Annotated in this window: 20 protein-coding genes; 10 read left to right on the top strand and 10 right to left on the bottom strand. The window is 68.8% G+C overall.

Annotation, left to right across the window (positions count from 1 at the left end):
- Positions 1-163: 163 nt before the first annotated feature.
- Entirely contained in the window at positions 164-1,222 is a 1,059-nt protein-coding gene (locus OG587_RS07450; protein WP_329088102.1) for a threonine aldolase family protein, read from the top strand.
- Positions 1,223-1,479: 257 nt separating this feature from the next.
- Here OG587_RS07450 and OG587_RS07455 read toward each other — a convergent pair whose 3' ends face one another.
- The 10 genes from OG587_RS07455 to rpmH form a co-directional block, all read right to left on the bottom strand.
- Positions 1,480-1,938: a nuclear transport factor 2 family protein gene (locus OG587_RS07455; protein ID WP_329088103.1), complete on the bottom strand. Its 459-nt coding sequence runs from the start codon at positions 1,936-1,938 to the stop codon at positions 1,480-1,482.
- A gap of 359 nt (positions 1,939-2,297) precedes the next feature.
- A complete protein-coding gene (locus OG587_RS07460; RefSeq protein ID WP_329088106.1) occupies positions 2,298-3,158 on the bottom strand; it encodes a helix-turn-helix transcriptional regulator in 861 nt (286 codons plus the stop codon).
- 613 nt (positions 3,159-3,771) lie between these two features.
- Positions 3,772-4,755 carry a ParB/RepB/Spo0J family partition protein gene (locus tag OG587_RS07465; protein ID WP_329088108.1) on the bottom strand — a complete coding sequence of 328 codons (984 nt, stop codon included), beginning with the start codon at positions 4,753-4,755 and terminating at the stop codon, positions 3,772-3,774.
- A gap of 71 nt (positions 4,756-4,826) precedes the next feature.
- The gene (locus tag OG587_RS07470; RefSeq protein ID WP_329088109.1) at positions 4,827-5,753 is read right to left on the bottom strand and encodes a ParA family protein; all 927 of its coding nucleotides are present in this window, start codon (positions 5,751-5,753) and stop codon (positions 4,827-4,829) included.
- A gap of 197 nt (positions 5,754-5,950) precedes the next feature.
- Entirely contained in the window at positions 5,951-6,646 is a 696-nt protein-coding gene (rsmG, locus tag OG587_RS07475; RefSeq protein WP_329088111.1) for a 16S rRNA (guanine(527)-N(7))-methyltransferase RsmG, read from the bottom strand.
- 319 nt (positions 6,647-6,965) lie between these two features.
- Positions 6,966-7,469 (bottom strand): Jag family protein, encoded by a 504-nt coding sequence (locus OG587_RS07480; RefSeq protein WP_329088112.1) that lies wholly within the window; start codon positions 7,467-7,469, stop codon positions 6,966-6,968.
- A 35-nt stretch (positions 7,470-7,504) separates the two neighbouring features.
- Positions 7,505-8,452: a membrane protein insertase YidC gene (yidC, locus tag OG587_RS07485; RefSeq protein ID WP_329088114.1), complete on the bottom strand. Its 948-nt coding sequence runs from the start codon at positions 8,450-8,452 to the stop codon at positions 7,505-7,507.
- Positions 8,453-8,456: 4 nt separating this feature from the next.
- The gene (gene yidD, locus OG587_RS07490; protein WP_425583256.1) at positions 8,457-8,738 is read right to left on the bottom strand and encodes a membrane protein insertion efficiency factor YidD; all 282 of its coding nucleotides are present in this window, start codon (positions 8,736-8,738) and stop codon (positions 8,457-8,459) included.
- A complete protein-coding gene (gene rnpA, locus OG587_RS07495; protein ID WP_329088116.1) occupies positions 8,735-9,109 on the bottom strand; it encodes a ribonuclease P protein component in 375 nt (124 codons plus the stop codon). The genes yidD and rnpA overlap by 4 nt, the downstream gene beginning before the upstream one ends.
- A 109-nt stretch (positions 9,110-9,218) precedes the next feature.
- A complete protein-coding gene (rpmH, locus tag OG587_RS07500) occupies positions 9,219-9,356 on the bottom strand; it encodes a 50S ribosomal protein L34 (RefSeq protein WP_329088117.1) in 138 nt (45 codons plus the stop codon).
- 532 nt (positions 9,357-9,888) lie between these two features.
- Here rpmH and dnaA point away from each other — a divergent pair.
- From dnaA to OG587_RS07545, 9 genes are all read left to right on the top strand, one after another.
- On the top strand, positions 9,889-11,619 hold the full coding sequence (gene dnaA / locus OG587_RS07505; protein WP_443075501.1) for a chromosomal replication initiator protein DnaA: 1,731 nt from the start codon (positions 9,889-9,891) through the stop codon (positions 11,617-11,619).
- Between the two features lie 575 nt (positions 11,620-12,194).
- Positions 12,195-13,334, top strand: coding sequence for a DNA polymerase III subunit beta (dnaN, locus tag OG587_RS07510; protein WP_329088119.1), 1,140 nt, complete (start codon positions 12,195-12,197; stop codon positions 13,332-13,334).
- The gene (locus OG587_RS07515; RefSeq protein WP_329088121.1) at positions 13,334-14,218 is read left to right on the top strand and encodes a 3-keto-5-aminohexanoate cleavage protein; all 885 of its coding nucleotides are present in this window, start codon (positions 13,334-13,336) and stop codon (positions 14,216-14,218) included. Before dnaN ends, OG587_RS07515 begins: the two co-directional genes overlap by 1 nt.
- Before the next feature lie 32 nt (positions 14,219-14,250).
- A complete protein-coding gene (gene gnd / locus OG587_RS07520) occupies positions 14,251-15,195 on the top strand; it encodes a phosphogluconate dehydrogenase (NAD(+)-dependent, decarboxylating) (protein WP_329088122.1) in 945 nt (314 codons plus the stop codon).
- A gap of 102 nt (positions 15,196-15,297) precedes the next feature.
- Positions 15,298-16,473 (top strand): DNA replication/repair protein RecF, encoded by a 1,176-nt coding sequence (gene recF, locus OG587_RS07525; RefSeq protein ID WP_329088124.1) that lies wholly within the window; start codon positions 15,298-15,300, stop codon positions 16,471-16,473.
- Positions 16,474-16,498: 25 nt separating this feature from the next.
- Complete coding sequence (locus tag OG587_RS07530) at positions 16,499-17,176, top strand: DUF721 domain-containing protein (RefSeq protein WP_329088126.1); 678 nt, start codon at positions 16,499-16,501, stop codon at positions 17,174-17,176.
- 299 nt (positions 17,177-17,475) lie between these two features.
- Positions 17,476-19,422 (top strand): DNA topoisomerase (ATP-hydrolyzing) subunit B, encoded by a 1,947-nt coding sequence (gyrB, locus tag OG587_RS07535; RefSeq protein WP_329088128.1) that lies wholly within the window; start codon positions 17,476-17,478, stop codon positions 19,420-19,422.
- A 31-nt stretch (positions 19,423-19,453) separates the two neighbouring features.
- Complete coding sequence (gene gyrA, locus OG587_RS07540; protein WP_329088131.1) at positions 19,454-22,003, top strand: DNA gyrase subunit A; 2,550 nt, start codon at positions 19,454-19,456, stop codon at positions 22,001-22,003.
- 182 nt (positions 22,004-22,185) lie between these two features.
- Positions 22,186-22,821: a DUF3566 domain-containing protein gene (locus OG587_RS07545; RefSeq protein WP_329088134.1), complete on the top strand. Its 636-nt coding sequence runs from the start codon at positions 22,186-22,188 to the stop codon at positions 22,819-22,821.
- Positions 22,822-22,933: the final 112 nt, after the last annotated feature.

The following is a 22,933-nucleotide window of genomic DNA, read 5'->3' on the forward strand; positions in this document are numbered from 1 at the left end:
GTCGACGGGCGGGCGAGTGACAGGCCGGATCGAATCGGCGGGTGGACGGGCCGGGCCTACGGGCGGGCGGGCCAGGTCGGCGGGCGGACGGCCGGATCGAATCGTGGGGCGGGTGGGTGGGCCGGGTCGGTGAACAGGTCGGGCTTCCCCTTACGCTGGCCGTGTGCTGACCTCCACCCCATTCCCCAAGAGCTTCGCCAGCGACAACCACGCGGGCGTGCACCCTGCGGTTCTCACCGCCATCCTCGAAGCGAACGCCGGAGACGCCCTCGCCTACGGCGGGGATGCCTGGACCACCGCGATGGAGGACACCTTCCGCGCCGAGTTCGGCGCCCGCGCGACCGCCTACCCGATGTTCAACGGCACCGGCGCCAACGTCGTGGGCCTCGGGCTCGTACTCCGGGCGTACGACGCGGTGCTCTGCCCGGCCACCGCCCACATCAACACCAACGAGTGCGGTGCCGCCGAACGCGTGCTGGGCGCCAAGCTGGTCACCCTCCCCACGGGGGACGGCAAGATCTCCGTGGACGACATCCGTGGCCAGCTGTCCGTGCTGGGGGATGAGCACCACTCCCAGCCCAGGGTCGTCTCCATCTCCCAGGTGACCGAGTGCGGCACCTGTTACACCGCCGACGAGATCGCCGAGCTCGCGGAGTTCGCGCACGCGCACAACCTCTTCCTGCACATGGACGGCGCCCGGCTGGCCAACGCGGCGGCCGAGCTCGGCTGCTCGCTCCGCTCCCTCACCACGGACGCGGGCGTGGACCTGCTCAGCTTCGGGGGTACCAAGAACGGCGCCATGGGTGCCGAGGCGCTCGTGGTTCTCCGCCCGGAGCTGGACGCCCCGGCGTCGTTCCTACGCAAGCAGGGGATGCAGCTCGCCTCCAAGATGCGCTTCGTCTCCGCCCAGCTGACCGCCCTCCTCACCGAGGAGCTCTGGCGCGAGAACGCCGCCCACGCCAACGCCATGGCCCACCGCCTGGCCGAAGGGATCGCCGATCTTCCGGGCGTCTCCCTGCGCTATCCCGTGCAGTCCAACGCCGTCTTCCCCGCCCTCCCAGAGAAGGCCATCGCGGAACTGCAGCAGCGCTATCTCTTCCATGTCTGGGACGCGGCCGAGAACGTGGTCCGCTGGGTGACCGCCTTCGACACCACTCCCGAGCATGTCGACACTTTCGTCGCCGACATCCGTCTCGCCGTCCAGGAGGACGTCGGCTCCTGAGTGACATCTGTTTCACGTGAAACGGCCTTCCCTCGGGAACGGTGACTGTTTCACGTGAAACACCGGCCGCCATCTCCGGGCCGCCCCTCTCCCGCGCACAAGATCCCAGGCGTTCCGCGGGCGATCTCGCCGCTCCCGCTGCGCCCGTCCTCCTCGTCGAGAGTTCACGCCTCGCGAGGGCCGACCGCATGTCCTGCCGCCCGATGTTTCACGTGAAACGATGCCGCCAGTGCTTCCCGGCGCTCGCGGATTGACCGTTACAGGGCGGCCGCCCGCTCGGCGGCGCGGATCTCAACCTCCACCGGCGGGATGTTCTGAGCGACGTAGTACTCCGAGTTCGCGTACTCGGTGACCCGCACGATCAGACCGTTTTCGAGATCGAAGCGAATCATGTAGGTGTTCCGGTAGGGCGACCGGGAGTGCGCTACGACGCCATCGCCCTTGCCTTCCAGGAAGGCCCGGCTGCCGTCCGCCGAGACCGTCCAGTCAGGCGCCGGCCAGCGCATCGACGAGAACTTGTTGAAGAGCGAGTCGATGTAGGCGAGCACCTCGTCCTTGCCCTCGAACACCGCCTGCGGGTGTTCCACGGGACCGTAGGAGATCGGGAAGATATGCCGGACGGTATCGGCCAGTGTCGCCGCGACGCCGTCACGGTTTTTGCTCTCCACTGCTCGAACGTATGTCTGGGCGATCACCAGGGCATTGGGGGTGGTCATGGGCTGTCTCCTTCTGTTGTGCCGAGAAAGCCGTGTGTCGGTGCCCGCGCTGTCATTCCGAGGAACCGCTCGAACGTGCCGAGGCTCCAGCGCTCATGGACTGCACGCACGTGGACGGGCGAAGTCGGCACCGGGTGCTTTCGTCAACCATTCAGCCCGAAGACCCCTCTCTCTGGCACGCACAAGGAGTACCCCCTTCGACGGGAACAGGCCAAGAGCTGATCGTGACCGCGCACTGTTGGCACGAGACCCTGGTTTCGCGACGCGTGCTCAGCGCGACGCGTGCTCAGCGCGTCTCGTCGCCGCGCGAGGAGACGCATCGGTACCCGTGCGGGCTCCACCCGCCACCGGGTGAGGGGTCAAGCCAGATCAGCGACGAACGGCCCGGTCGCCGGAAGCGATCCGTCCGTAGCGCTTCGCAGAATCTCGGCGGTATCCGAACCGTCGGGCGCCGAGAGCAGAACGACATGCTGGTCACGGTCCGGCACCTGCAAGACGTCGCACACCAGGAGAAGATTGCCCAGCTTCTCGTGCTTCATGAGCTTTGACGTGTGCGTATCAACGTTGACGTCTTGATCGCGCCACATCGCATCGAACTCTTCACTTCGGGCGCGGAGCTCTTCGACAAGGCGGACTGTGTCGTGGTCGTCGGGGTACCGGGCCAATGTGCTTCGCAGCCGGCCGACGGAGAAGCGTGAGAAGTCGAAGTACCCGTCCATGTTGAAGTGTCCCTGACCCGACAGGGAGTCCAGGAGGAAATGGCGCCGAATAAGGTTTCTACGCTCCCATCCACACTGGGAGAAGTCCTCCAGGAGCACTTCCGCGAGCCGGTTCCAGGCAAGCACGTCGTACCGGGCGCTGAGAACGAGGGCTGCGGTGGATGGCAGGCTGTGAATGAGCTGGAGAATGCTGTCGGCCACCTCCATGGCGGGATGCGCGGGCCGGGGACGCGCGTGCCCGCCAAGCTCGAACAGGTGTGTCTCCTCGTCACGCGTGAGCTCCAACGCACGAGACACCGAGACGAGCACGTCACGAGAGGGACGCGCTCCGCGCGCCTGCTCGAGGTTCGTATAGTGCTCGACCGAGATGTGCGCCAATTCGGCGACCTCGGAGCGCCGTAGTCCGGGGGTGCGGCGACCCTCGGTGCCGTACCCGAGGGCAGTCGCGTCGCGCTGTTCTCGCTTCGTCCTGAGGAAGGATCCAAGTGCATGCCGGTCCATCTCCTAAGGCTTGCACAGCTGGAGGCTTGCGCCACGCTGGGGCCGAGGGCGGTGGGCTTGAGATCGGCGCGGTGACGCTCGCTCGACGGTCCCGCCCGAAGGCTCGGCGTTCTCGCTTGACCAGCCGCCACACGGTGTGGGTCGCGAGGCGCCTCGCAAAAAGCCCCTCGCCGCTGGATCGCGGGGCACGGCGCCTCCCCTCTCCCGGCGTCTCTCCCCTCCCTTCACTGCAGTCGCGTCATACACCGGACATACGGCCCTGAGACCGTGCACGCGTACCCACGAGGCGCGCCGGAAGGTACGGGGCCCTTCGATCATCGCAACGCCGTAAGGCGAGCACAGGGGGGCGAACGGGAAGCGACGGTGCCGCCAAAGCTGAGAGTCGTGCTACCAGAGCGAGAACGGTCTACCTGGCCCCGGATACGAAGAGCGGCCTCCCTGTTTCACGTGAAACAGGGAGGCCGCTCTTCGTATCCGGGGAACCGTCCGGCAAGGCCGGCCGCCGGGGGTCATCCCGGAAGGCAGCCACCCCGGAAGGGGCCTCGGGGGAGATTCACCGGCTCGGCGGGGTGCGCCACGGGCCCACGTTCACGGGCCTCCGGAGCCGGTGAGATCATCCTTCCATCGCCTGCAGCGACCCCGGAGCCATCGTGCCGATGATGCGCTCCAGATCGTCGATGGTCGCGAACTCCACCACGATGCGCCCCTTGCGACGGCCGAAGTCGACCTTCACCCGGGTCTCGAAGCGGTCGGAGAGGCGATCGGCCAGATGCCGAAGGGCGGGCTCCTCGTCGGGCTTCGCCCGGGGAGCACGCGGAGCGGGGGCCGCGTCCGGAGCGGCCCTGGCGTCGCCCACAGCGACGATCTCCTCGACCGCGCGGACCGACAGCAGCTCGGCCGAGATCCGGTTGGCGAGGTGTTCCTGGGCGGCGGGGTCGTCCAGGCGGAGCAGGGCTCGGGCATGGCCCGCGCTGATCGTTCCGGCCGCGACCTTGCGCTGCACACCGGGCGGCAACTTCAGCAGGCGCACCGTGTTGGTCACGTGCGATCGGGAACGACCGATGCGGGTGGCGAGCTGCTCGTGGGTCGCGCCGAAATCGTCAAGCAGTTGCTGGTAGGCCGCCGCCTCCTCCAGGGCGTTGAGCTGCTCGCGCTGGAGGTTCTCGATGAGCGCGTCGAGCAGGAGCTTGTCCTCCTGGGTCTCCCGCACGATCGCGGGGATCTCGGAGAGCCCGGCGGCCTTGGAAGCGCGCCAGCGGCGCTCGCCCATGATCAGCTCATAGCGTCCCTCGCCCGTGGCGCGCACCACGATCGGCTGGAGCAGGCCGACCTCACCGATCGAGGTGGCCAGTTCCTTCAGGGCCTCCTCGTCGAAGATGTCGCGCGGCTGGCGCGGGTTGGGCGCGATGTCGTCGACGGGGATCTCAAGGAAGTAGGCGCCCGCGACCGGCGCGGGGCCGGGCTGCTCCGGCACCACCACCGGCTCCGGGGCGGCCATGGTCACGGTCATCGACACGGGCGTTTCCGTGACGACGGCCGGACCTGTCGGGATGAGCGCCCCCAGCCCCCTGCCCAGCCCTCTCGGCTGCTTACTCACTGCCCCTCCCGAGACTCAAGGTGTCGCACTCACTGACATACCCGTGGCCGCGGCCACGGGCTTCCCGGTGCTCATACGGCCGCACCGCGATAGGCGATCTCGCGGGCGGCGTCCATGTAGGCCATCGCGCCGCTGGAGCCCGGGTCGTACGTCATGACCGACTGACCGTAACTCGGTGCCTCGGAGACGCGCACGCTTCGGGGGATCAGCGTGCTCAACACCGTCGCGCCGAAGTGGGAACGGACCTCGTCGGCGACCTGAGAGGCGAGCCGGGTGCGCCCGTCGTACATCGTCATGAGGATGGTGGAGAGGTCAAGCGTGGGGTTCAGGTGCGCGCGGACCAGATCCACGTTCCTCAGCAGCTGGCCAAGACCTTCCAGCGCGTAGTACTCGCACTGGATGGGGATCAGCAGCTCGTTCGCGGCCATCAGCGCGTTGACCGTCAGCAGGCCGAGCGAGGGAGGGCAGTCGATGAGGATGTAGTCGAACTCGACGGCGTCGTAGGCGGTCAGCGCGCGCTGCAGGCGGGCCTCGCGGGCGACCATGGAGACCAGCTCGATCTCGGCGCCGGCCAGGTCGATCGTGGCGGGGGCGCAGTAGAGGCCCGGCATGTCCGGGACCTCCTTCACGGCCTCCGCGAGCGGCAGGTCCTCCACGAGCACCTTGTACATGTCCGGTACGTCACCGCGGTGCTCGACGGCCAGGGCCGTCGATGCGTTGCCCTGGGGGTCGAGGTCGACCACGAGCACCCGCTGGCCGTGCATGGACAGCGCCGCCGCCAGGTTGACCGACGTGGTGGTCTTGCCGACGCCGCCCTTCTGGTTGGCGACGGTGAAAATCCGGGTTTTGGCAGGGCGAGGCCAGTCTCCATCCCGGACTCCGGCGGAACCTCCGGGAGCGGCGGCGGTCTTCTGGGCCGATGTTTCACGTGAAACCACTGAGCTGAGTGCCTCTCGTACCAGCGGCGAGTCGCCGGGGTTAAGGGGGGTCTGGGTCACGGTCGTCTTCCTTTCAACCGGCCTGACTACGGCGCCGGGAGCCGGTGCCGGCCAGCCCAGACCGGAAAGGCGTCCATGGGGCAAAACGGCGGGAACCTCGGGCCAGCCGAGACCGCTCCTCGCGCTGGTGATCGCACTCGAACGGTCGTTCACTGGCCTCGTACTCGCTTTGCTCGGTTTATCTGGTGGCCTCGCGCTTACCTGTCCCGCGAGGCACGATCCTTCCGGCGAGAGGCCTTCCGCGCTCCTTCGGGAGCTCGACCGGCGACCACCCGGATGAGAGTTGCGGGCGGCTCGACCTTACCGTGCCCGACCGATGTAAGCTCGGCGGTTTGCACCCCACTCGACCGCAATTGCGGCTCGGCGTCCGCCAGTTCCTCCGCGGCACGCTCGCCCTTCATGGCCAGCAGCTCACCCCCCTCACGCAGGAGGGGCAGCGACCATTTCAGCAGGCGGTCGAGCGGCGCCACCGCGCGGGCGGAGGCGACGTCGAACTCCCGCCGGCCCGCGAACTCCTCGGCCCGGCCGCGCAGCACCTCGACGTTGCCGAGTTTCAACGACTCCACGCACTCCTCCAGGAAGACCGTTCTGCGTAGGAGCGGCTCCAGGAGGGTGACGGTGATGTCGGGCCGTACGATCGCCAGGACCAGGCCCGGCAGGCCGGCGCCGGAACCGATGTCGACCAGGCGCACGTCGGCGGGCACGACCTCGGCGATCACCGCGCAGTTGAGCAGGTGGCGGTCCCAGATGCGCGGTACCTCCCGCGGGCCGAGCAGCCCGCGCACCACCCCGGGACCGGCCAGCAGCTCCGCGAAGGCCTCCGCTCTCGCCCAGGCGTCGCCGGTGAACACCTCGCGCGCGACCTCGGGCGGTTCGGGGATCTGGTCACTCACTCGACGCTCACTCTTCCCTCGGAAATATCGGGGTCAGGCCGGTCTCAAGGCTAACGGCCCGCTTCGACGCCGTCGTACAGCACGGGGGTTGACGGCGCCGTCGTAGGTCGTAGGGCGCGGAGCCACGACGCCGTACGACGCGTATACGGCGAGATCGGGGGAGGGCGAGGGCCGGGGCAGGCGGCGGCCATGTGGGCGGGCCGCGAGAAAGGCCGCGAGAAGGTCATGAGAAGGCCACAAGAAGACCATGAGAAAGGCCGCCGTCCCCGGGGAGCCGGGGCGGCGGCCTCTGTCAGCCCGTGCCGCGCGCTAAGGGGTGCTAAACGGGAAGGACCACCACGAAACGACGGGGCTCCTCGCCCTCGGACTCGCTCCGCAGGCCCGCCGCGGCGACGGCGTCATGCACGATCTTCCGCTCGAACGGGGTCATCGGCTGCAGCGACTTGGGCTCGCCGTTCCGTTTGACGTCCGCCGCGATCTTGGTGCCGAGCTCGCTCAGCTCGCTCCGGCGACGGTCGCGGTAGCCGCCGATGTCGAGCATCAGGCGCGACCGCTCACCCGTCTGGCGGTGGACCGCGAGGCGGGTCAGCTCCTGGATGGCCTCCAGGATCTCGCCGTTGGGGCCGACCAGGTCGCCGCCCTTGATATCGACGACCGACACCACGGCGCGATCGCCTTCGACATCCATGTCGATGTCACCGTCGATGTCGGCGATGTCGAGCAGACCCTCGACGTAGTCCGCCGCGATCTCGCCTTCCTGCTCCAGGGCGGCGAGATCGGGAGCCGCCTTCGCGGGCTCCTTCTCGGCCTCGGCCTCGGTCACGTCCGGCCACTCCTTCGTGCTGTCGGGATGAGACGTCAGGACTTCTTGCTACCGGTCCGCTTGCTGCGGGGCTGGCGGGTGGGCTGCTGTCGGATCACCTTGGCCTCCGGTACGGGCGGCGCCTCAGGCTCGGGGGTGGTCTTCTTGACCTTGCTCAGCAGGCTCGGCTTGGGCTCGGGAGTCGTGATGTTGCCCTTGGCGTCGACCACCGGGGTGGGGTTGCGGCTGTAGAACCAGTGCTGCTGGCCGAGGGTCCAGAGGTTCGTGGTGACCCAGTAGAGGATCAGACCGAGGGGGAAGTTCAGCGAGAAGATCGCGAACAGCGGCGAGACGTACATCAGGATCTTCTGCTGCTGCGCCATCGGGTTGTCCGGCATCTGGGCGATCGAGCGGGTCACGCTCTGCCGGACGGTGAGGAAGGTCGTCAGCGAGCTGACCGCCACGAAGATCGCGAGCACGACCTTGGTGATGATCGGGTCGGCGTCCAGCTTGATGATGTCGGCCGAGCTCGTGAAGAACGTCGCCGGGATCGGGGCGCCGAAGATGTGCGCGGCCCGCGCGCTGTTGACGAGATCCTGCGTCATCCCGAACTTGGCGTGACCCGCGGCCATGGCCTGCAGCACGGTGAACATCGAGATGAAGATCGGGAACTGCGCCAGGATCGGCAGGCAGCCACCCAGCGGGTTGGCTCCCTGTCCCTGGTACAGCGCCATGACCTCCTGGTTCATGCGCTGCTTGTCGTTCTTGTACCGCTTGCGGATCTCCTGGACCTTGGGCGCGAGTTCCTGCATCTTCTTCGACGAGCGCATCTGCTTGAGGAAGAGCGGGAAGATCAACAGCCGCATCAGCACGGTGAGCGTGATGATGGTCAGCGCCCAGTTGAGCCCGTTGTCCTTCGGGATGAAGGTGCTGTAGCCCTGGTGAATCCAGGTGATTACTTGGGCGACGGCTGTGTACAGCCAGTTCAGCCAGGACAGCTCCACCGAGCTAGCTCCCTTGCGTTTCGTCGGACCGGCCCGGGCGCGGGGGCACCGGGTCAAAGCCTCCGGGATGGAATGGGTGGCAACGCCCGATTCTCCGGATCGTCAACCATGTGCCGCGCAGCGCGCCGTGAACGGCCACGGCTTCGAGGCCGTAGGCACTGCACGAGGGGTGGAAGCGGCAACGGGGACCCAGCAGAGGGCTCACGAAGGCCCGGTAGAACCGGATCGGAGCCATCAGGATCCTGGCAGCCGGAGAAATTCCAGCGGTCTGCTGCGCCGTCATCATCGCCCATCCATGCGAGCCCCGGGGGGCTCCAGCCGCCTGAGTAAACGATCCAGCGCGACGTCGAGTTCGGCGGCAATGCGCTCGCTTCGCGCGGACGCGGCCGGTGGATTGGCGCGTACAACCAGCAGGCTACCTCTCGGAAGCCGGTCGAGACGGTCTCGCATGAGGTGTCTCAACTGACGTTTAACCCGATTTCTGATGACCGCGCCTCCTACGGCACGGCTCACCACGAATCCAACCAGGGGGGGAGTATCCCTGTCAGAGCGCATGCCGAAGTGCGCGACCAGGGTGGGGCGGCCTACTCGGCTTCCCCTTCTGATCGCGCCGGCGAACTCGTCGCCCCGGCGCATGCGGGACCCGGACGGCAGCACGAGAGATCTTGGTCACCCTGGGCAGGTACGCCCGTCGCCCGCCGACAGCGATGCCGGCGGGCGACGGGCGCTACTGCCTAGGCCCGGCGGACCGGGCACAACGGATGCGTCAGGCGGAGATCTCGGCGCGGCCCTTGCGACGGCGAGCGGCAAGGATGGCGCGGCCGGCGCGGGTGCGCATGCGGAGCCGGAAGCCGTGGGTCTTCGCACGACGGCGGTTGTTCGGCTGGAAAGTACGCTTGCTCACGAGTGGGCTCCAGGCTCAAGACGCATCCCCAGCACATGGGGACGCTCGACAGTGGCTGGCTTACCGGATGCGGGGCATGCGAAATAGCCGCCGCGTGGCAAGCCGACCGTCGTACGTTACGGGTCAGGCGTGTCCCAGGTCAAACCGGAGAGTGTCCCCGAAGCACGCACACACAGGTTATCCACGTTTCCACAGGCACGTTATCCACCGGCGCCTCGCCGTCCACAGGATGTGCACTCCGTCCCCCTCGTACGCCACTAGGCTGTGGACAACGTCTTGTACACAGCTGTGGACAGGGCTACTGTCGGCCCTTCCAGACCCTCTCTCCGCTGCGAGGACGCGTCGGACCGCAGGTAACAGGCTGTGCACAGCCTGTGGATTCGATGTGGATTTCGTATGGCGCCCACGAAGGGGCCACGGGACTCCCTGCATGTGGACAACGACGAGATCCGGTGCGCCCGGCGGCCACCATTGTGGATAAACAGATCGCGGTAGGCCAGCGGGGCCGCGTCGGGAGGAGGGGAGCCGGATCATGGATGGAACAGACCTCAACGCGGTCTGGGCGAGGGCCCTTGAGAACTCCCTGAACGAGAACGTCCCGTCCCAGCAGCGGGTCTGGCTCAACATGACCCGGCCCTTCGGCCTGATGAACGACACCGTGGTGCTCGCCGCACCCACGGATTTCGCCAGAGATGTCCTGGAAAGTAAGCTTCGTCCGCTTATCAGTCAGGCGCTCTCCCAGGAGTTCGGCCGCCCGATGCGGGTGGCGGTCATGGTCGACCCCAGCGCGGCGGGTCCCGAGTCCGGGCTCGCTCCCCGTCAGGACACTTATCCCCAGGCCCAGCCGCCGGGTTATACACAGGCGGGCGGGGCCCAGCAGGGTTATGCACAGCCCGCTCAGGGCCAGCACCACGGGAGTTCCGGGCTCCAGCACCCCTATCCGGGGAGCGGCCAGGCCGCGCAGCCGTCCACCGACTATCCACAGGCGCAGCCTTTCTCCTACCCGTACCAGCAGGGCGAGGAGTCACCCCCCGCGGAGCCGTCGCAGCCCCCCTCTCAGGGGGAGCAGGGCGGCGGATACGGCCGCGGCTACACCGCGCAGCCGTCCCCGCCGCGGCCCGAGCCCGACTCCTTCGACCGCGGCGCGCCCCCCGTGCCCGGCGCGGGCGGTGCCGGGGGCGTGCAGAACAGGTGGGACGGCCGCGGGAGCCGCACGCAGGGCGAGCCGGCCAGGCTGAACCCGAAGTACACCTTCGACACCTTCGTGATCGGCTCCAGCAACCGGTTCGCGCACGCGGCGGCGGTCGCGGTGGCCGAGGCGCCGGCCAAGGCGTACAACCCGCTGTTCATCTACGGTGACTCGGGCCTGGGCAAGACCCACCTGCTGCACGCGATCGGCCACTACGCCCAGAGCCTGTACGACGGCGCGCGGGTGAGATACGTGAGCTCGGAGGAGTTCACCAACGACTTCATCAACTCCATCCGCGACCACAAGGCCGACAACTTCCGGGGTCGCTACCGGGCCGTGGACATCCTGCTGGTGGACGACATCCAGTTCCTGGAGGGCAAGGAGCAGACGCAGGAGGAGTTCTTCCACACCTTCAACACGCTGCACAACTCCAACAAGCAGATCGTCATCTCCAGCGACCGGGCGCCGAAACAGCTGGTCACGCTGGAAGACAGACTGCGCAACCGGTTCGAGTGGGGTCTGATCACCGACGTCCAGCCGCCCGAGCTGGAGACCCGGATCGCGATCCTGCGCAAGAAGGCGATCCAGGAGGGCCTGGCCGCGCCGCCCGAGGTGCTCGAATACATCGCCAGCCGCATCTCCACCAACATCCGCGAGCTGGAGGGCGCCCTGATCAGGGTGACCGCGTTCGCGAGCCTGAACCGGCAGTCGGTGGACCTGCAGCTCACCGAGGTCGTGCTCAAGGACCTGATCACCGAGGACGCGGGCTCGGAGATCACCGTCGCCACGATCATGGCGTCCACCGCCGCCTACTTCGGGCTCTCGATCGACGACCTGTGCGGCGGGTCGCGCTCGCGGGTGCTGGTGACCGCCCGCCAGATCGCCATGTATCTGTGCAGGGAGCTGACCGACATGTCGCTGCCGAAGATCGGTCAGCAGTTCGGCGGACGCGACCACACCACGGTGATGCACGCCGACCGGAAGATCCGCTCCCTGATGGCCGAGCGACGCTCGATCTACAACCAGGTCAACGAGCTGACGACCCGGATCAAGCAGCAGTCCCGCAATGGATGATGAGGTTTTTCACCCCGTGATGCACAGGCTGTGGAAAACCTTGTGGATCAACGGTTCGCAGGGGCTCGGGAGGCTCCGAGGCGTCCAACCATGATCATCCAGAAACCCGCTGGTCCGAACGCTGTTCGGCGCCTGTGGACAACCCTGGGGAGAACTTGGGGACAACCTGGGGACAACTCGTGGATAACCTGGGGACGCCCTGTGGGGAGAGTTTTCCACAGGGACAAAACGACCTCCTACCCCGTGGATAACCTGGGGAAACCTCGTGGAAAACTTGGGGACAGAGGGCACCGAATCTGGGGACGGCCTGTGTGTACTCCGAGGTTCTCCCCAGCCCCAAGAGTTGTCCACAGTCTCCGCCCACAGCCCCGGTGGATGAAAAAACAGCACTTGACCTGCGGAAACAATGGCTTTCCACAGTATCCACAGCCCCTAATACGAAGGCCACTTGTATCTCTAACTAGGAAACCCAAGAGCCATAAGAGGGGTTCCGAGGGAGCGCAGGTGCGCGACAGTGAACACTTGAACCCCAGGCACCGAGCGGATGGCGCTCGACACACAGGAGGCAGATCCACGTGATGTTCCGGGTCGACCGAGACGTGCTCGCTGAGGCGGTCGCATGGACGGCGCGCAGCCTGCCGGCGCGTCCCTCCGTGCCGGTGCTGGCCGGCATGCGTCTTGAGGTCACGGAGAGCGGGCAGCTCAAGCTGTCGGGCTTCGACTACGAGGTCTCCGCCGAGGTGACCCTCGAACTGCAGACGGGAGAGGCGGGCGTGGTGCTCGTCTCCGGAAGGCTTCTCGCCGAGATCACCAGGGCGCTTCCCGCGCAGCCTGTGGATCTCGTCGTGGAGGGCGCCAAGGCGGTCGTCACCTGTGGCAGCGCCAGGTTCACCCTTCTCACCATGCCGGTGGAGGACTACCCCTCCCTGCCGACCATGCCCCCCGCCGCCGGCCGGGTGGGCAGCGACGTGTTCGCCTCGGCCGTCGGCCAGGTCGCCGTGGCCGCGGGCAAGGACGACACCCTGCCGATGCTCACCGGCGTCCGCGTGGAGATCGAGGGCGACACGGTCACGCTCGCGGCGACCGACCGCTACCGCCTCGCCGTGCGGGAGCTGAAGTGGCAGCCGGGCCAGCCCGACTTCTCGGCCATCGCGATGATCCCGGGCAAGACCCTCGCCGACACGGCCAAGGCCCTGGGCGGCACCGGCGCCGAGGTGGAGATCGCGATGAGCTCGGTCGGCGGCACCGGCGAGGGCATGATCGGCTTCTCCAGCGCGGGGCGCCGCACCACCACCCGGCTGCTCGACCCCGAGTTCCCCAAGTACCGCTCGCTGCTGCCGACGGAGTTCTCCGCCCGCGCGGAGCTGCCGACGTCCGCCTTCGTCGAGGCCGTCAAGCGCGTGGCCCTGGTCGCCGAGCGCAACACGCCCGTACGGCTCGCCTTCCGCGGCGACGAGGTCGTCCTGGAGGCGGGCAGCGGCGACGAGGCGCAGGCGGTCGAGGTGCTCCCCGTCGACTTCGAGGGCGACGACATCAACATCGCCTTCAACCACCAGTTCCTGCTGGAGGGGCTCGGCGCGATCGACTCCGACGTGGCCCGCCTGCAGATGACCACGTCCACCAAGCCCGCCATCCTCACCGGAGGCAAGCCCGCGGACGACGGCGGTGTCCCCGACTACCGCTACCTGATCATGCCCATCCGCCTGTCCAGCTGATGGCGGTCCCGCGACGGCCCGGCGCGGTGGACCCCGTGGCGGGCCCCGAAAGCGTTCTCGCGCCGGGGACGACGACCGGTCCCGGGAGGGGTCCCGCGCCGGGAACGGCGACGGACACGGGCTCGGGAGCGCGCGGCGAGGCCGGAGGGGGAGCGACGTGGCTCAAGGCGTGCCTGAACGGCGCCAGGAGGCCCGGCGACCACCCGGCCCTCCCCCTGACCCCTCTGGAGCTCGCTGAGGCGGCCCGTGGGGCTCGTGGGGCGGGTGCGGACGCTGTTCACATGCATCCGCGTGACGAGGCGGGCAGCGAGTCGCTCAGCGCCGCCCACATCGGGGCGGCCGTGCGCGCCGTGCGCGAGGCGTGCCCCGGCCTTCCCGTCGGGGTGAGCACAGGGCTGTGGATAACCGGCGGGGATGTGGACGCGCGGCGCGACGCCGTCCGCGGCTGGGCCGCGCTCGCCCCCGGCGACCTGCCGGACTTCGCGTCGGTGAACCTCTCCGAGCCCGGCTTCGAGGCCCTGTGGCATGATCTGCGACGGCTCGGGGTGGACGTGGAGGCCGGGGTCTGGTCGGTGGACGACGCCGGCGCGCTCGCCGCGACCGGTCTCGAATGCGCGCGGGTGCTCGTCGAGATCCTCGGCGGTCCCGCGGGCACCGCCGTCTCCCGGGCCCGCGCCGTCCTGGGCCGCCTCGCCGAACTCGGCGTCCCCGGCCCGAGACTGCTGCACGGCGAAGGGGAGCCGACGTGGATTCTCCTGGACGAGGCAGGGCAGGCTGGACTGGCCACGCGCATCGGCCTGGAGGATGTCCTCCACAGCCCTGCGGGTGACCCTGTCGGCGGGAACGCCGAGCTGGTAAGGCTCGCGCGGGCACGCCTGGCGTAGGTGAACGATGAAACCCTGAAGGGGGTGCTCGTATGCAGATCGGCATGGTCGGGCTGGGCAAGATGGGCGGCAACATGGCCGAGCGGCTGCGCCGCGGAGGCCACGACGTCGTCGGGTACGACCGCGATCCCGCGGTCAGTGACGTCCCCGGCCTGGAAGAGCTCGTGGAGCGGCTCCAGGCGCCGCGAACCGTGTGGGTCATGGTGCCCTCCGGCGACCCGACCCGGGCGACGGTCAAGGCGCTCGGCGACCTGCTGTCGCCCGGCGACATCCTCGTCGACGGCGGCAACTCGCACTACGTCGACGACCAGAAGCACGGCGCCGAGCTCGCCGCCAAGGGCATCGGCTTCGTCGACTGCGGTGTGAGCGGCGGCGTCTGGGGGCTGCAGAACGGCTACGCGCTCATGGTCGGCGGCGACAAGGCCGACGTCGAGCGGGTGATGCCGATCTTCGAGACCCTCAAGCCCGAGGGCGAGGACGGTTTCGTCCATGCCGGCACGGTCGGCGCCGGCCACTTCGCCAAGATGGTCCACAACGGCATCGAGTACGGCATGATGCAGGCCTTCGCCGAGGGCTGGGAGCTGCTTGAGGCCTCCGACATCGTGACCGACGTGGCCGGCTCCTTCAAGAGCTGGCGGCAGGGCACGGTCATCCGCTCCTGGCTGCTCGACCTGATGGTCCGCGCGCTCGACGAGGACCCGTCCCTGGCGGAGCTGGAGGGCTACGCGCAGGACTCGGGCGAGGGCCGCTGGGCGGTGCAGGCCGCCGTCGAGCACGCGGTCCCGCTGCCGGTCATCACCGCCGCCCTGTACGCCAGGTTCGCCTCCCGCCAGGACGACTCGCCGGCCATGAAGGTCGTCGCGGCCCTGCGCAACCAGTTCGGCGGCCACGCGGTCACCTCCAAGGCGGGCTCGGCCGAGAAGGGCGCGGACTCCCCCGGCGCCGATGTCACGCCCCCGGTCGAGGCGGCCGGATAGCCCGTCGTCCCCCGCGGCTCGCGCCATACCTTTTCCACGGGGCGCGAGCCGTACGGACGCGGGAGGCCCCGGTGACGGACGGGGCCGACTAATCTTCCTGGGGTGCATGTCGCCCATCTCTCCCTGACCGACTTCCGGTCCTACGAAACCGTCGACCTCGGCATGGAGCCGGGGGTCACGGCCTTCGTCGGGCCCAACGGCATGGGGAAGACCAACCTGGTCGAGGCGCTGGGTTACGTGGCGACGCAGGCCAGCCACCGGGTCGCCAACGACGGGCCGCTGGTCCGGCAGGGCGCGGCGCGGGCGATCGTCCGCTCGTCGGTGGTGCGCGACGACCGGCGCGCGCTGATCGAGCTGGAGATCAACCCGGGCAGGGCCAACCGGGCCAGGCTGAACCGTTCCCCCGTCCCCCGTCCCCGCGACGTCGTCGGCCTGCTGCGCACGGTCCTGTTCGCCCCCGAGGACCTCGCCATGGTCAAGGGCGACCCCTCCGAGCGGCGCCGGTTCCTCGACGACCTCCTGGTGGCCAGGACACCCAGGTTCGCGGGGGTGCGCGCCGACTACGACCGGGTGCTCAAGCAGCGCGGCGCCCTGCTGCGCACCGCCGCGCAGGCCCGGCGGGGCCGGGGCAGGAGCGCGCGGCGCGCCGAGAGCGACGCGGCGTTCGCCGAGGCGGGGGCGGGAGACCCGCTGAGCACCCTGGAGGTCTGGGACGCCCACCTGGCCACGCACGGCGCCGAGCTGCTCGCGGCCAGGCTGGAGCTGGTCGAGACGCTGCGCCCGCTGGTCGCCGCCTCGTACGCCTCCCTCGCGCCCGACTCCGCCCCCGCGGCGCTGGAGTACCGCGGCACCCTGCCCGCGGACGCCGGGACCGATCGCGCCGAGCTGGCGGAGCGGCTGCGGGCCGGCCTGCTGGAGGTCCGCGCCTCCGAGCTCGAACGCGGCGTCACCCTCGTCGGCCCGCACCGCGACGACCTGTTCCTCGGCCTGGGCGAGCTGCCGGCGCGCGGCTACGCCAGCCACGGCGAGTCGTGGTCGTTCGCGCTGGCGCTCAGGCTGGCCGCCTACGACCTGCTCAGGGCCGACGGCGGCGACCCGGTCCTGATCCTGGACGACGTCTTCGCCGAGCTGGACAACAGGCGCAGGCGCCGCCTGGCCGAGATGGTCGCCCCCGCGGAGCAGGTGCTGATCACCGCCGCGGTCCCCGACGACGTGCCGGTGGAGCTGGCCGGGGGCCGCTTCGACGTGACCGAGGGGGGCGTGGCGCGTGTCCGATGACGGTGGAAAGGGTCCGAGCGGCCCGGTGCCCGTACCGCGGACCCCGGAGCCGGGGCGGCGCGGCGCGGCGCGGGGCGGCCGGGAACGAGGCGGCGAGGGCGGCCAGGGTGGGAAGGCCGGTCCGGGCGGGACCGACCCCGGATCGCCGGGCCCGGACGGCGCGGCACCCGGTACGGACGGTACGGACGCGGGCGGAGTGGCCGCCGGTTCCGCGAGGAGCGCGGCCGCCAAGGGCGCCGCGATGGCGAGGGAGAAGCTGGCCCAGGCCAAGTCGGACGCCGCCAGGCGCGGGCAGCTCCCCCGCCGGGAGCCGCGGCGCAGGGCGTCGGGACCGCGCAGGGACTCCGGCGATCCCCAGCTCTTCGGCAGGGCCATCTCCGACCTGCTGTCCGACCGCGGCTGGGAGCAGCCCGCCGCGATCGGGGGGGTTTTCGGTCGCTGGCACGAGATCGTCGGCGCCGACATGGCGGCCCACACCAAGCCGGAGACCTTCGCCGAGGGCGAGGTCGTGGTGGTCGCCGACTCCACCGCCTGGGCCACCCAGGTCCGTCTGCTGGCGAGGACGCTCGTCAGGAGGTTGAATGAGGAGCTCGGGGACGGAACGGTGCAAAAGGTAAAAGTTCGCGGACCGCAGAACGGCCCCCGCTCCAGCGGTGGTCTGCGGGTCACCGGAAGCCGCGGGCCGGGCGACACGTACGGCTGATCCGGGCCTGGAAAACGGATCAGCGGCTCCTCTGGCGCGACGAACCCCCTCCGCGTAGGGGGATGTTCAAGACGATGATCGTCGCGCGACAGGCCATTCCAGAGGCCGTCAATGCCACATGATGTGCTCTGAGCCGCTAGAATGAAATCGAATTCCGGACACGTCCGTTTGCGTGTCACCCCCCGGCGAGCATGCCGGCTCCCCTGGGTGAACGCATCGGGGCATTCACGACGGTGACGGGCACGGCGGGGCTACATGTTGTCTCCCTGCCGCGTGTCCGCGGCAGGAGGATTTCGCACTTGTCCTACGACGCTAGCTCAATCACCGTTCTCGAAGGGCTCGAGGCGGTCCGTAAGCGCCCCGGCATGTACATCGGCTCCACCGGCGAGCGCGGTCTCCACCACCTCGTCTACGAGGTCGTCGACAACTCCGTCGACGAGGCCCTGGCCGGACACGCCGACCGGATCGAGGTCACCCTGCTCGCCGACAACGGCGTGCGGGTCGTCGACAACGGCCGCGGCATCCCCGTCGGAAACGTCCCCGGCGAGAACCGTCCCGCGGTCGAGGTCGTCCTGACCGTGCTGCACGCGGGAGGCAAGTTCGACGACAAGTCGTACGCGGTCTCCGGCGGTCTGCACGGCGTGGGCGTCTCCGTCGTCAACGCGCTGTCCAGCAAGCTCGACGTGGAGATCCGCACCGACGGCCACCTCTGGCGGCAGAGTTATGTGGACACCAGGCCCACCGCCCCGCTCGCGAAGGGGGAGAAGACCGACGAGACCGGCACCTCGATCACCTTCTGGGCCGACGAGACCATCTTCGAGACCACGACCTGGCACTTCGAGACCCTCGCGCGCCGCTTCCAGGAGATGGCCTTCCTCAACAAGGGCCTGACGATCTCCATCAGGGACGAGCGCCCCGACTTCGTCGACGAGGACGAGCCCAAAGAGGTCACCTACCACTACGAGGGCGGCCTGTCCGACTTCGTCCAGCACCTCAACTCCAAGAAGGAGCCCGCCCACCTCTCGGTGATCGACTTCGAGGAGCAGGGCGAGGGCATCGCCGTCGAGATCGCGATGCAGTGGAACAACTCGTACAGCGAGTCGGTCTACACCTTCGCCAACACGATCAACACCGCCGAGGGCGGCACCCACGAGGAGGGCTTCCGCGCGGCGCTGACGTCCATCGTCAACCGCTACGCGCGCGAGCAGAAGTTCCTCAAGGAGGGCAAGGACGACAACCTCGCCGGAGAGGACATCCGCGAGGGTCTCACCGCGATCATCTCGGTGAAGCTGGCCGACCCGCAGTTCGAGGGCCAGACCAAGACCAAACTGGGCAACACCGAGGCGAAGTCGTTCGTCCAGAAGGCCTGCAACGACCACCTGCGCGACTGGTTCGAGCGCAACCCCGGCGAGGCCAAGGACATCATCACGAAGTCCCTGCAGGCCTCCCGCGCCCGCCTCGCGGCCCGCCAGGCCCGCGACCTGACCCGGCGCAAGTCGCTGCTGGAGTCGGGCTCCGGGCTGCCGGGCAAGCTGGCCGACTGCCAGTGGAGCGACCCGGAGAAGTGCGAGCTGTACATCGTCGAGGGTGACTCGGCGGGCGGCTCCGCCAAGGGCGGCCGCGACTCCAAGTTCCAGGCGATCCTCCCGATCCGCGGCAAGATCCTCAACGTCGAGAAAGCCCGGATCGACAAGGTCCTGCAGAACAACGAGGTCCAGGCGCTGATCACCGCCATGGGCACGGGCGTGCACGACGAGTTCGACATCGCCAAGCTCCGCTACCACAAGCTCATCCTGATGGCGGACGCCGACGTCGACGGCCAGCACATCACGACGCTGCTGCTGACCCTGCTGTTCCGCTTCATGCGGCCGCTGATCGAGGCAGGGCACGTCTACCTCTCCCAGCCGCCCCTCTACAAGATCAAGTGGGACCGGAAGGGCGAGGACGCCTCCTACGCCTACTCCGACCGCGAGCGCGACGTGGTCATCCAGGCCGGCATCGACGCGGGCAAGCCCGACCCCCGGCCGCGCGACAACGTGCAGCGCTTCAAGGGACTGGGCGAGATGAACGCCAACCAGCTCTGGGACACGACCATGAACCCCGACACCCGCCTTCTCCTCCAGGTCACCCTTGACGACGCGGCCCAGGCCGACGAGCTGTTCAGCGTGCTCATGGGTGAGGACGTCGAAGCCCGCCGTTCCTTCATCATTAGGAACGCCCGGGATGTCCGTTTCCTCGACGTGTAGCGGTAGCCGTACCAGAAAAGGATCCTGACCTGTGACGGAAGTCAACACTCCGCCCGGCCCTCCGACCGACCGCGTCGAGCCGGTCGACATCCAGTCCGAGATGCAGCGCAGCTACATGGACTACGCGATGTCGGTCATCGTCTCGCGTGCGCTGCCGGACGTTCGTGACGGCCTCAAACCGGTGCACCGCCGCGTGCTGTACGCCATGTACGACGGCGGCTACCGGCCCGACCGCGGATACTTCAAGTGCTCCCGCGTCGTCGGCGACGTCATGGGCTCCTACCACCCGCACGGCGACTCGTCGATCTACGCCACCGTGGTGCGGATGGCCCAGCCCTGGTCGCTGCGCTACACGCTGGTCGACGGGCAGGGCAACTTCGGCTCGCCGGGCAACGACCCGCCGGCGGCGATGCGCTACACCGAGTGCAAGCTCGCGCCCATCGCCATGGAGATGCTGCGCGACATCGACAAGGACACCGTCGATCTCGTCCCCAACTACGACGGGCGCTCCCAGGAGCCCCTGGTCCTGCCCTCGCGCTTCCCCAACCTGCTGGTCAACGGGGCGGCGGGCATCGCGGTCGGCATGGCCACCAACATCCCGCCGCACAACCTGCGGGAGGTGGCCAGCGGCATCGTCTGGTGCCTGCAGAACCCCGAGGCCGACGACGAGGAGCTCCTCGAAGCGCTGATCGCCCGGGTCAAGGGGCCAGACTTCCCCACCGGCGCGCTGATCGTCGGCCGCCGCGGCATCGACGACGCGTACCGCACCGGCCGCGGCTCGATCACCATGCGGGCGATCGTCGAGGTCGAGGAGGACGCCAAGGGCCGCCAGTGCCTGGTCGTCACCGAGCTTCCCTACCAGGTCAACCCGGACAACCTCGCGCTGACCATCGCCGAGGCGGTCAAGGACGGCCGGATCACCGGCATCGCCGATGTCCGCGACGAGAGCTCCTCGCGCGTGGGCCAGCGCCTGGTGATCGTGCTCAAGCGCGACGCGGTCGCCAAGGTCGTGCTGAACAACCTCTTCAAGCACACCCAGCTGCAGACCACCTTCGGCGCCAACATGCTCGCCCTGGTCGACGGCGTGCCGCGCACGCTCAGGCTCGACCAGTTCGTCCGCCACTACGTGGCGCACCAGATCGAGGTCGTGGTCCGCAGGACCCGATACCTGCTGCGCAAGGCCGAGGAGCGGGCGCACATCCTGCGCGCGCTGCTCAAGGCCCTGGAGCGGATGGACGAGGTCATCGCCCTGATCCGGCGATCGCCCTCGGCGTCCGCGGCGCAGGGCGGCCTGATGACGCTGCTGGAGATCGACGAGATCCAGGCGCAGGCCATCCTCGACATGCAGCTGCGCAAGCTGGCCGCCCTGGAGCGCCAGCAGATCACCGACGAGCACGACTCGCTGATGACGCAGATCACCGAGTACCAGGCGATCCTCGCCTCGCCCGAGCGGCAGCGCACGATCGTCCAGGACGAGCTCTCGGAGCTCACGGCGCGGTACGGCGACGAGCGCAAGACCGAGATCATCGCCTACGAGGGCGACATGTCGATCGAGGACCTCCTGGCCGAGGAGGACATGGTCGTCACGATCACCCGCGGCGGCTACGCCAAGCGAACCAACACAGATCTTTACCGGGCGCAGAAGCGCGGCGGCAAGGGCGTGCGGGGCGCGCAGCTGCGCCAGGACGACATCGTCGACCACTTCTTCGTCACCACGACCCACCACTGGCTGCTGTTCTTCACGAACAAGGGCCGCGTCTACCGGGTCAAGGCGTACGAGCTGCCCGACTCCGGCCGCGACGCGCGCGGGCAGCACCTGGCGAACCTGCTGGCCATGCAGCCGGACGAGGTCGTCATGGAGGTTCTTGACCTGCGTGACTACGAGGTCGCCCCGTACCTCGTGCTGGCCACCCGCAGCGGCCTGGTGAAGAAGACGCGCCTCTCCGAGTACGACTCGCCGCGCACGGGCGGTCTCATCGCGATCAATTTGCGCGAAGATGATGAGGTGATCGCTGCCAGGCTGGTGTCGGAGGACGACGACCTCCTCCTCGTCTCGCGCGGCGCCCAGTCCATCCGCTTCACGGCCTCCGACGAGGCCATGCGCCCGATGGGCAGGGCGACCAGCGGCGTGATCGGCATGCGCTTCCTCGACGGGGACGAGCTGCTGGCGATGAACCGGATCGCCGACGGCGACAACGTGCTCATCGCGACCGAGGGCGGATACGCCAAACGCACCCCTGTGGATCAGTACCCTCTCCAGGGAAGGGGCGGAAAGGGAGTCCTGACCGCCAAGATCGTTAGCGCGCGTGGCAAGCTGGTTGGCGCGGTCATGGTCAGGCCCGAGGACGAGGTTTTCGCGATCACGTCCGCCGGAGGGGTTATCCGGACGAGTGCCGGGGAGATCAAGCAGTCTGGCCGCCAGACGATGGGGGTTCGGCTGATGAATCTGGCGGAGGGGGACAGCGTCGTGGCTCTGGCCCGCAATGCGGAGGCGTTGGAGACCGGTGAGCACGTGGGGACCGGGGAAGACGCCGAGGTGCACGTGGAGACCGATGAGAACGGGGAAGGGGAGAATCCGTGAGCGCTCAGGGCAAACCGGGATCGCGCCCCGCTTCCTCATCGACACGCGATCAGGCGACGGAGAAGATGGACAAGACCGCTGGAACGAAGGACGTCGAGGCGGCCTCGTCACCGGTTAACGGTAGCGCGCCCGCGCCGGAAACCGATGAATCGGTATCCGACGATCGCAAGGGCAGGAAAAAAGTGACGACAGAGGACGGCAAGCAGGCCGACACCACGGTGCGGATCCGTCCAAGCGGATCTCCACCACCCTCCGCGCCACCGCCACCGCTGCAGTCGCCCGTACCGCCCCCGCCGTCCTCGCCCCCGCCGGGGGGGCCGGGTCGTCCTCCGGCCGGGCAGCAGAACAACCGCGCCCCGTGGTCGCCCGGCAGCCTGTCGTCGCCCCAGGCCCCGTCGGACGGGCCCGGCAGGAAGGCCGCCGACGTCGGCGGTCCCAGGTCGCCCCGCAAGGCGCACCTGGTGCTGCGCAGGGTCGAGCCGTGGTCGGCCATGAAGTTCAGCTTCGTCGTGTCCCTGGTCTGCTTCGTGGTGCTGTTCATCGCGGTCGCGGTGCTCTACATGGTGCTGTCCGGCCTCGGGGTGTTCGAGAACATCATCCAGACGGTCACCCAGCTGACGACGGCCGACGGCAAGGCCACCAGCGGTGTCGACATCGCCTCCTGGTTCGAGCCGGTCCGCATCCTGGGCTACACCGCCCTGATCGGCGCGGTGAACGTCGTGCTGATCACCGCCCTCTCCACCCTCGGCGCTGTGATCTACAACGTCGCCTCCGACCTGGTCGGCGGCGTGGAGGTCACCTTCAGCGAGGCCGAGTAGCCGGCCCGTCGCGTGCCCCCGTCCTCTTTCGAGGGCGGGGACATGGCGCGAGCAGGTACCGAAACAGGGTAAGCTTTTCCCTGTTCGAGCGAACGGGTTCGCCTCCGCCAAG

The sequence above is a fragment of the Streptosporangium sp. NBC_01469 genome (assembly GCF_036227305.1).
Taxonomy (GTDB): Bacteria; Actinomycetota; Actinomycetes; order Streptosporangiales; family Streptosporangiaceae; genus Streptosporangium.